We start from the raw sequence: 9,840 nt of genomic DNA, 5'->3' as shown, positions 1-9,840 counted from the left end.
GACAGCCGGAGGCGGTGAGTTCGGCGATCTGCTGGAGGGTCGCGCCGATGTCGGACGTGCGCGTCGTGGTCATCGACTGCACCGACACGGGGGCGTCTCCGCCGACGGCCACGGATCCGACCTGGATCTTGCGGCTCTTCCGGCGCTCGGCGAGCTTGGTCGGAACGGACGGCATGCCGAGAGAAATCGCAGTCATCTGCTGTGCAACCCCAAGTCGTGGATCAAGGTCCGGTCCCGTGAGCAGCGGGCTCCGAGCTTCGAGATTACGGCACATGCCTCGGGGCGAGCACATCCCACCCGCCGTGCCACTCAATGGGAGGCGACCCGGCGAAAAGCCTGCCGGGCCGCCGTGAACGCCGTATGACTAGGAGATTTTCACCGGGTTGACCACGTCTGCGATCAGCACGAGGATCGTGAAGCAGATGAAGATCCCCGCGACGACGTAGGCGACCGGCATGAGCTTCGCCACGTCGAAGGGGCCCGGGTCCGGCCGGCGCAGCACCTTGGCCGTGTTGCGGCGCAGCGACTCCCACAGCGCGCCCGCGATGTGACCGCCGTCGAGCGGCAGCAGCGGGAGCATGTTGAACAGGAACAGCGAGAGGTTGAAGCCGGCGACCAGCATCAGGGCCATGGCCAGCTGCTGGGTGGGCGGGATGTCGAGGGTGAAGATCTCACCGCCGACGCGGGCCGCGCCGACCACGCCCATCGGGGAGTCGGCCTCGCGCTCGGCGCCGTCGAAGGCCGCGTTCCACAGGGCCGGGACCTTGCCGGGGAGGGCGGCGAGGGAGTCGACGGCCTCGCCGATGCGGTCGCCCATCCAGGTCACGGAGTCGCCGAAGTCCTGCTTGACCACGCCCGTGGCGGCGCTGAAGCCGAGGAAGCCCGCGGAGACGTACTGGCCCTCGACGATCTGGCCGCTCGAGTCCTTCTTGGCGACCTGGTTGGTGGCGATCTTCGCGTGCAGGGTGACGTCCTGGCCACTCCGCTCGACGACGATCGGCACCTCCTTGCCGGGGGTGGCGCGGATCAGGTCGGACAGCTTGTTCCAGTCGTCGGTCTTCACGCCGTCGAAGGAGACGATCTTGTCGCCGGCCTTGAGGCCCGCCGCGGCGGCGGGGGCGGCCGGGTCGCCCTTCTCGCACTTGTCGCGGTTCTCGTTCTGCGCGATGACGCACTGGGAGACCGAGCTGACCGTGGTGGTCTGCTGGGTGATGCCGAAGCCCATCAGGACGGTGAGGAACAGCGCCACCGCGAGGACCAGGTTCATGAAGGGGCCCGCGAACATCACGATCACGCGCTTCCAGGGGGCGCGCGTGTAGAACATGCGCTTCTCGTCGCCCGGCTGGAGTTCCTCGTAAGCGGCGGTGCGGGCGTCCTCGATCATGCCGCGCCACGGGGAGGTGGAGCGGGCCTCCATCCGGCCGTCGGGGCCGGGCGGGAACATGCCGATCATGCGGATGTAGCCGCCGAACGGGATGGCCTTGATGCCGTACTCCGTCTCGCCCTTGTTGCGCGAGAAGAGGGTGGGGCCGAAGCCGACCATGTACTGCGGCACGCGGATGCCGAAGAGCTTCGCGGTGGACAGGTGCCCCAGCTCGTGCCACGCGATCGAGAACAGCAGGCCGACCGCGAAGAGGAGTATGCCGAGGATGAACATCAGGGTCGTCATGCACGGGCCTCCGCCGTCTGTGCCGCCAGTTGCCGGGCCCGGGTCCGCGCCCAGGTCTCCGCTTCGAGGACGTCCGACACGGTGAGCGAGGTTCCCGTACGCGGGGTGCCGTGCTCCTCGACGACCCTGGTGACGGTGTCCATGATCCCGTCGAAGGGCAGTGCGCCCCGGCGGAACGCCTCCACGCACTCCTCGTTGGCCGCGTTGAACACCGCCGGGGCGGTGCCCGCGAGCTCGCCCACGTGCCGGGCGAGGTTCACCGAGGGGAAGGCCTCGTTGTCGAGCGGGAAGAACTCCCAGGTCGAGGCCTTGCTCCAGTCGAAGGTGGGCGCCGCGTCGGGCACGCGCTCGGGCCAGCCGAGGCCGATGGCGATGGGCCCGCGCATGTCGGGCGGGGTCGCCTGGGCCAGTGTCGAACCATCCGTGAACTCAACCATCGAGTGGACATACGACTGGGGATGCACGACGACCTCAATGCGGTCGAAGGGAATGTCGTAGAGGAGGTGCGCCTCGATGACCTCCAGGCCCTTGTTGACGAGGGTCGCGGAGTTGATCGTGATGACCGGGCCCATGGCCCAGGTCGGGTGCGCGAGGGCGTCCTCCACGGTGACGCTCGCGAGCTCGGCCTTCGTACGGCCGCGGAACGGGCCGCCGGAGGCGGTGACGACCAGCTTGCGGACGTCGGCGCGGGTGCCGGCGGCCAGGGCCTGGAAGAGGGCGGCGTGCTCGGAGTCGACCGGGATGATCTGCCCGGGCTTGGCGAGGGCCTTGACCAGCGGGCCGCCGACGATGAGCGACTCCTTGTTGGCCAGCGCGAGGGTGCGGCCCGCCTCCAGGGCGGCCAGGGTCGGGGCGAGTCCGATGGAGCCGGTGATGCCGTTCAGGACGGTGTGGCAGTCGGACGCCGCCAGCTGGGTGGCCGCGTCCGGGCCGGCGAGGATCTCGGGGAGCGACTCGCCGGGACCGTACTGCGCGGTGAGCGCCTCGCGCAGGGCCGGTACGACGTCCTCGCGGGCGACCGCCACCGTCCGCACCCGCAGCCGGTAGGCCTGCTCGGCGAGGAGGGCGATGCGGCCGCCGTTGGCCGACAGGCCGGTGACCCGGAAGCGGTGCGGGTTGCGCAGCACGAGGTCGATGGCCTGGGTGCCGATGGACCCGGTGGAGCCGAGGATCACCACGTCCTTGGGGCCGTCGCCCGCCACGGGGTCGTAGACGAGGTGCGGGTCGGCGAGGGGGGCTGGACTGTCGCTCATTGCTCCATTGTTGCCGTAAGCATCGTGTGTGAGGACAGCGCATCCCCCTCCTGGGGGCGCGCGCCACCTCCGTGCGCGCCCCCGGAGAGGCCGGGGTTACCGGATCGGCCGGTGGACGTTCTCCTTCTGACTCGGTCCCGGTGTCGCGTCCGCGATCCAGGGGCCCTCGCCCGAGGGGTCGACGATGCCCTGCTCAAGCCACTCGTACGTGCCGGACAGGACGCCCTTGACGACCTTGCGGTCGAGGTCGTCGGTATTGGTCCACAGACGGGTGAAGAGCTCCTCGATACGGATCCTGGCCTGACGGCAGAAGACGTCGGCCAGCTGGTAGGCCTCGCGGCCGTGGTCGCCCTGGCTGCGCAGGAGCTCGGCCCGCACGCAGGACGCGCTCATGGCGAACAGTTCGGCGCCGATGTCGACGATCCGGCCGAGGAAGCCCTGCTTGGACTCCATCCGGCCCTGCCAGCGGGACATGGCGTAGAAGGTGGAGCGGGCGAGCTTGCGGGCGGTGCGCTCGACGTAGCGCAGGTGGCCGGAGAGGTCGACGTCGTGTTTGAACTCGCCGTACGAGGCCGGGAGCTGGCCGGGGCCGGCGACCAGTTTCGGCAGCCACTTGGCGTAGAAGACGCCCGCGTTCGCGCCGGCCCTGGCCTTGTCGCCCAGGGACTTCTCGGGGTCGATGAGGTCGCCGGCGACCGAGAGGTGGGCATCGACGGCCTCGCGCGCGATCAGCAGGTGCATGATCTCGGTGGAGCCCTCGAAGATGCGGTTGATGCGCAGGTCGCGCAGCAGCTGCTCGGCCGGGACGCCGCGCTCGCCGCGGGCCCGCAGGGAGTCGGCCGTCTCGAAGCCGCGTCCGCCGCGGATCTGGACCAGCTCGTCGGCCATCGTCCAGGCCATCTCGGAGGCGTACAGCTTGGCGAGGGCGCCTTCGATGCGGATGTCGTTGCGGTCCTCGTCGGCCATCTGGGAGGCCAGGTCGGTCACGGCCTCCAGGGCGAAGGTGGTGGCCGCGATGAAGGAGATCTTGGAGCCGACCGCCTCGTGGTGCGCGACGGGCTTGCCCCACTGCTCGCGGGCCGCGGACCATTCCCGGGCGATCTTCAGGCACCACTTGCCGGCCGCCACACAGGAGGCCGGCAGCGAGAGCCGCCCGGTGTTCAGCGTGGTCAGGGCGATCTTCAGACCCTGGCCCTCCTCGCCGACGCGGTTGGCGGCGGGGACGCGGACCTGGTGGAAGCGGGTGACGCCGTTCTCGATACCGCGCAGGCCCATGAAGGCGTTGCGGTTCTCGACGGTGACGCCCGGCGCGTTCGTCTCCACGACGAAGGCGGTGATGCCGCCGCGGTGGCCCTCGCTCCTGGGGACCCGGGCCATGACGACCAGCAGGTCGGCGACGACGCCGTTGGTGGTCCACAGTTTCACCCCGTCGAGGACGTAGTCGTCCCCGTCGGGCACCGCGGTGGTGGCCAGGCGGGCCGGGTCGGAGCCGACGTCGGGCTCGGTGAGCAGGAAGGCGCTGATGTCCGTGCGGGCGCAGCGCGGCAGGAAGCGCTCCCGCTGCTCCTGCGTGCCGAACAGTTTCAGGGGCTGGGGCACGCCGATCGACTGGTGCGCGGAGAGCAGTACGCCGATCGCGGGGCTCGCGGAGCCGGCCAGGGCGAGCGCCTTGTTGTAGTACACCTGCCCGAGGCCGAGCCCGCCGTACTTGGTGTCGATCTTCATGCCGAAGGCGCCGAGGTCCTTCAGGCCGTCGATCACTTCGTCCGGGATCCGGGCCTCGCGCTCGATGAGGCCGCCGTCGACCTTGGTCTCGACGAAGTCGCGGAGCTTGGCGAGGAACTCCTCGCCGCGCTGGGCCGCCTCGTCGGCAGGGAGGGGGTGGGGGTGGATGAGGTCGAGCCGGAAGCGGCCGAGGAACAGCTCCTTGGCGAAGCTGGGCTTGCGCCAGTGCTGTTCCCGGGCGGCCTCCGCCACCTCGCGGGCCTCCCGCTCGGTGACGGCGGGACGGGAAGAGGGGGTGGTGGAAGCGGACATGAGGGGCACCTCGCCGCAACTAGGAAGATGGAGGACCGTTTCGTTACCGACCAGTGCTACTGGATCGTTGGTACCCGAATCCGGACGCTCCCACCAGTCCTGGCGCGTCCGTTCAGCCGAAGGGGGTGGAGCGCGCCCGGCCCTTGTCGCGCGCCTGACGACGGTGTTGCATCGAAGTGTCCTCACTCTGGCCGGTTCCCGCTTCGAGAGCGCTCCCGGAAATCGGCATCGAAGCGCTTCGACAGACTATGGACACCCACTCCCGCTGGAGCTACTGTCGAACCATCCTCACACCCCTTTATCAGCAACGCGCACTGTCGAAGCGCTTCACAAGAGCTTGGAGAGCTGGATGGTCACCCTCGCCGAGGTCGCCCAGCACGCCGGAGTCTCGGCGAGCACGGTGAGCTATGTCCTCAGCGGCAAGCGGTCCATCTCCGCGAACACCCGGCAGCGGGTCGAGCGGAGCATCCGCGAGCTCGGGTACCACCCGAACGCCGGGGCCCGCGCCCTGGCCAGCAGCAAGTCGAACATCATCGCGCTCATGGTCCCGCTGCGCACGGACATGTACGTGCCCGTGATGATGGAGATCGCCATCGCGGTGGCGACCTCCGCCCGCGCCCACGGGTACGACGTGCTGCTGCTCACCGGCGAGGAGGGCCCCGACGCGGTGCGCCGCGTGGCCGGCAGCGGGCTCGCCGACGGCATGATCCTGATGGACGTCGAACTCGACGACGAGCGGCTGCCGCTGCTGCGCGCGACGGACCAGCCGTCCGTACTGATCGGGCTGCCCGCCGACACCTCGGGGCTGACCTGCGTCGATCTGGACTTCCGGGCGACGGGCGCGCTGTGCGTGGAGCACCTGGCCAAGCAGGGGCACCAGGACGTCGCCGTCATCGGGGAGGCCCCGGCCGTCTACGAGCGGCACACGGGCTTCGCCGAGCGCACCCTCGACGGGCTCAGGTCCCGTTCCCGCGAGCTGGGCGTGAGGCTGCTGCACCGGCCGTGCGAGGGCGGGTACGACGCGATGGCGGTCACCCTCGCCCGGATCCTCGACGAACGCCCGGACACCTCGGGACTGATCGTGCAGAACGAGTCGGCGGTCGAGCCGCTGCTCGCGCTGTTGCGGCAGCAGGGCCGCGCCGTGCCGGAGGACGTGTCGGTGGTCGCGATCTGTCCCGACCAGGTCGCGATGCAGGCCTCGGTGCGGCTCACGTCGGTGGCCATCCCCGCGCAGGAGATGGGCCGGCACGCCGTGGACCAGTTGGTCGCCAAGCTCGACGGGCGGGGCAGCGACGAGGTCGTGCTGATCGCGCCCGAGCTGACGGTACGGGGGAGCACGGGTCCGGCGCCGAGCCGGTCGTAGGCCCGGCAAGCACCACTAGGTACCCCCGGTACCACCCGGGTACCACGGGCAACCCTCGGCACGACGATCGTGAGCACGACCGTCGTGAGCACTCCTCCCCCACCCGCCTCGAACACCGCCCTCCTCTCTGGGCACCCCCATGTCCGCACTCCTCCAGGAGCACAGGAGCACGCGTGAATCAGCCTGCTGAAACCCAGCCCCAGGTGAGTCTGGCGCAGTCCTCCCCGACCATCGGCACGTTCCGCGAGCGGGACGGCGCGCTGGAGTGGAGCGGCCGCCAGGAGACCCTCCGGATCGAGCCGTGGGGTCCGGACGCGGTCCGGGTGCGTGCCCGGCTCGGCGGCCCGCTCCTCGAAGGGCTCCCGGGAGCCCTGCTCGACGAGGCTCCCGCGACGCCGGCCTCGGTGAAGATCGAGGACGGCACCGGGCTGCTGACCGTCGGCGCGCTCACCGTCGAGGTGAGCGCCGAGGGCCTGATCCGCTTCCTGCGGACGGAGGACTCCGCCGAGATCCTCGCCGAGGACCGCGCCCACTTCTGGTGGCCGGGCTCGCGCCTCTACACGGCCGTCGGCAACGGCCACCACCGCCTGGAGCAGCGCTTCACCGCCTACGACGACGAGAAGCTGTACGGCCTCGGCCAGCACCAGCACGGGCGCTTCGACCAGAAGGGCCTGGTGCTGGACCTGGTCCAGCGCAACGCCGAGGTGGGCATCCCCGTGCTGACCTCGAGCCGCGGCTACACCCTGCTGTGGAACAACCCGGCGATCGGCCGCGTGGAGCTGGCGCACAACGGCACCCGGTGGGTCGCCGACTCGGCCCGGCAGATCGACTACTGGATCACCGCGGGCGACCCGGCCGCCGGCCAGCGCCGCTACAGCGCGGTGACCGGCCGCAGCCCGATGCTGCCGGAGTGGGCGGCGGGCTTCTGGCAGTGCAAGCTGCGCTACCGCACCCAGGACGAACTGATGGCGGTGGCCCGGGAGTACAAGCGGCGGGGGCTGCCCATCTCGGCGATCGTCTGCGACTTCTTCCACTGGACGCACCTCGGCGACTGGAAGTTCGACCCGAAGGAGTGGCCGGACCCGGGGGCGATGGTGCGGGAGCTGGAGGAACTCGGCATCAAGCTGGTGGTGAGCGTCTGGCCGTCGGTGTCGCCGCTGAGCGAGAACCACCCGGTCCTGGAGCAGCGCGGCTGGTTCATCGGCACCCAGTACGGGCCGATGGCGCACGCCGACTGGCCCGACAAGGAGGTCGCCTCCACCGTCCAGGTGGCCTTCTACGACGCCACCAACCCGGAGGCCCGGGAGTTCGTGTGGTCGAGGGTGAAGGAGAACTACCTCGACCCGTACGGCATCACGGCGTTCTGGCTGGACGCCTGCGAGCCGGAGCTGAAGCCCGGCTTCCAGGAGAACCTGCGCTACTGGGCGGGCCCGGGCCTGGAGGTCGGCAACGCCTACCCGGCGGAGAACGCCCGCACGTTCTACGAGGGCCTGGCCGCCACCGGCGAGGAGGAGATCGTCACCCTCAACCGCTCGGCCTGGGCGGGCAGTCAGCGCTACGGCGCCGCCCTGTGGTCCGGTGACATCGGCACCGACTTCCCGACCCTGCGCCGCCAGATCGCGGCCGGACTCAACACGGCCCTGTCGGGCATCCCGTGGTGGAACACCGACATCGGCGGCTTCCACGGCGGCGACCCGGACGACCCGGCGTACCGGGAGGTGATGGTCCGCTGGTTCCAGTTCGGCGCGCTGTCACCGCTGATGCGGCTGCACGGCTTCCGCGACCCGGGCATGCCGCTGGGCCCGGAGATGACGGGCGGGCCCAACGAGGTGTGGTCGTACGGCGAGGAGGCCGGGGCGATCCTGGAGCGGTACCTGCGGCTGCGCGAGCGGCTGAAGCCGTACGTGCTGGACGTCATGCGCGCCTCCCACGAGGAGGGGCTGCCGGTGATGCGGCCGCTGTTCCTGGAGTTCCCCGACGACCCGGCGGCCTGGCCGGTCGACGACTCCTACCTGTTCGGCCCCGACCTGCTGGTCGCGCCGGTGCTGACGGCCGGCGCCACGGCCCGTACGGCGTACCTGCCGGCGGGTGCGTCGTGGACGGACGCCTGGACGGGTGAGACGTACGAGGGCGGACAGGCCGTGACGGTCGACGCCCCGCTGGACCGGATCCCGCTGTTTCTGCGGGACGGGGCACGGCTGCCGGTGGCGGAGTAGCCGTGTCGCGAGGGGTGGCCGGATCGATGGAGGTCTTCCGGCCACCCCTTCGCGACTGTCGGCCAACTTCCGTCCTGTGAAGCGCGGTCGAACGGACTAGGTTCTCTGCGTGTCCTCGCCTCCGCTCGCTCTCACTCTCGCCGACCTGGCGCTGCGGCCCGCCTTCGGTTCCCGCCGGAACCCCGGCCGGATCTTCGACCGGATCGTGGTGGAGGCCGGGGAGGCGCCTGGGGACGGGGACTTCGTCGACGACTTCCGGGCGCTGCTCGGCTGGTGGGCGCAGGCCGAGCACCTCACTCCGGTCGGCTGGCAGGCCGCACAGGGGCACGTGCGGCGGCATCTCGCCAACCGGGCGCGGGTGCGGCGGCTGATCGCCGAGCACCCGGAGATCGAGCGGGAGCCCATCGAGCGGCCGGTGTTCGTCGTGGGGCTGCCCCGTACCGCGACCACCGTCACGCACTCCGTGCTGTCGCTCTCGGACGGGCACCGGTCCCCCTTGCTGTGGGAACTGCTCGCGCCGGACCTGGAGTTGCCGCCCCGGCAGCGGCGCCGGGCGATCGCGGCCGGGCGCCGGATGGTGCGGGGCACGGACCTGTTCGCACCGCGCTTCCGTGACATCCACGCGATGGCCGCCGAAGGCCCCGAGGAGTGCACGTTCGCGCTGCCGCACGCCCTGATGCCCTTCTCCCAGGCCCGTATCCCCGCGTACCTGGCGTGGCACTGCGCGCGGGACTTCACCGCCGACTACCGGTACCTCAAGCAGGTCTACCAGGTGCTCCAGTACGGCCGTCCGCGGCGGCGCTGGATGCTGAAGTCCCCCATGCACCTGGAGAACCTGGACGCGCTGCTGGCGGTGTTCCCCGACGCCACGATCGTGTGGTGCCACCGCGACCCGGTCACCGTCGTGGCGTCCTTCTGCTCCCTGATCGAGCACGGCATGGCCGTCAGCACCCGGCCCGTGGACCTGGCCGGCATCGGCGCCACCTGGCTGGGCCTGCTGAGCCGGGCCATGACGCGCGGTCTCGCGACCCGGGCCGCCGTCCCCGCACAGCAGCTCGTGGACGCCCCGTACTCCTGGCTCGGCTCCGACCCCGCGAGCGGCGCCCCGAAGCTCTACGCCGCCGTCGGCGCCCCGTGGACCGATGCCGACGCGGCCCGGCTCCCCGCGGCCGTCGCCCGCCCCAAGGGCACCCGCAAGCACACCTACGAGCTGTCCCGCTACGGCCTCACCCGCGACGAGGTCGAGTCCGCCTTCGCCGGGTACGACGCGCTGCGGGCCGAGGTCGACCGCGCCTGACGGCA

The 9,840-nt window shown here is 71.0% G+C and carries 7 protein-coding genes; 3 read left to right on the top strand and 4 right to left on the bottom strand.

From position 1 onward, the window contains the following. From ABT116_RS20230 to ABT116_RS20215, 4 genes are all read right to left on the bottom strand, one after another. A partial coding sequence (locus tag ABT116_RS20230; RefSeq protein ID WP_351635517.1) for a flavodoxin-dependent (E)-4-hydroxy-3-methylbut-2-enyl-diphosphate synthase occupies positions 1–196 on the bottom strand: 196 nt, incomplete at its 3' end. 168 nt (positions 197–364) lie between these two features. Then, the gene (locus tag ABT116_RS20225) at positions 365–1,669 is read right to left on the bottom strand and encodes a M50 family metallopeptidase (protein WP_502983904.1); all 1,305 of its coding nucleotides are present in this window, start codon (positions 1,667–1,669) and stop codon (positions 365–367) included. Further along, positions 1,666–2,922 (bottom strand): 1-deoxy-D-xylulose-5-phosphate reductoisomerase, encoded by a 1,257-nt coding sequence (gene dxr, locus ABT116_RS20220; RefSeq protein ID WP_351635514.1) that lies wholly within the window; start codon positions 2,920–2,922, stop codon positions 1,666–1,668. The genes ABT116_RS20225 and dxr overlap by 4 nt, the downstream gene beginning before the upstream one ends. Positions 2,923–3,018: 96 nt before the next feature. Continuing rightward, positions 3,019–4,959, bottom strand: coding sequence for an acyl-CoA dehydrogenase family protein (locus ABT116_RS20215; protein ID WP_351635511.1), 1,941 nt, complete (start codon positions 4,957–4,959; stop codon positions 3,019–3,021). 349 nt (positions 4,960–5,308) lie between these two features. On the opposite strand from ABT116_RS20215, the gene ABT116_RS20210 reads away from it, so the two are divergent. From ABT116_RS20210 to ABT116_RS20200, 3 genes are all read left to right on the top strand, one after another. After that, entirely contained in the window at positions 5,309–6,322 is a 1,014-nt protein-coding gene (locus ABT116_RS20210; protein WP_351635508.1) for a LacI family DNA-binding transcriptional regulator, read from the top strand. A gap of 173 nt (positions 6,323–6,495) precedes the next feature. After that, the gene (locus ABT116_RS20205; protein ID WP_351635505.1) at positions 6,496–8,538 is read left to right on the top strand and encodes a glycoside hydrolase family 31 protein; all 2,043 of its coding nucleotides are present in this window, start codon (positions 6,496–6,498) and stop codon (positions 8,536–8,538) included. A 109-nt stretch (positions 8,539–8,647) separates the two neighbouring features. Beyond that, positions 8,648–9,835, top strand: coding sequence for a sulfotransferase family protein (locus ABT116_RS20200; protein WP_351635502.1), 1,188 nt, complete (start codon positions 8,648–8,650; stop codon positions 9,833–9,835). Positions 9,836–9,840 lie beyond the last annotated feature (5 nt).

The sequence above is a fragment of the Streptomyces sp. NPDC002130 genome (genome assembly GCF_040296465.1).
Classification (GTDB): Bacteria; Actinomycetota; Actinomycetes; order Streptomycetales; family Streptomycetaceae; genus Streptomyces.
This window is presented reverse-complemented; position numbering and strand designations above follow the sequence as displayed.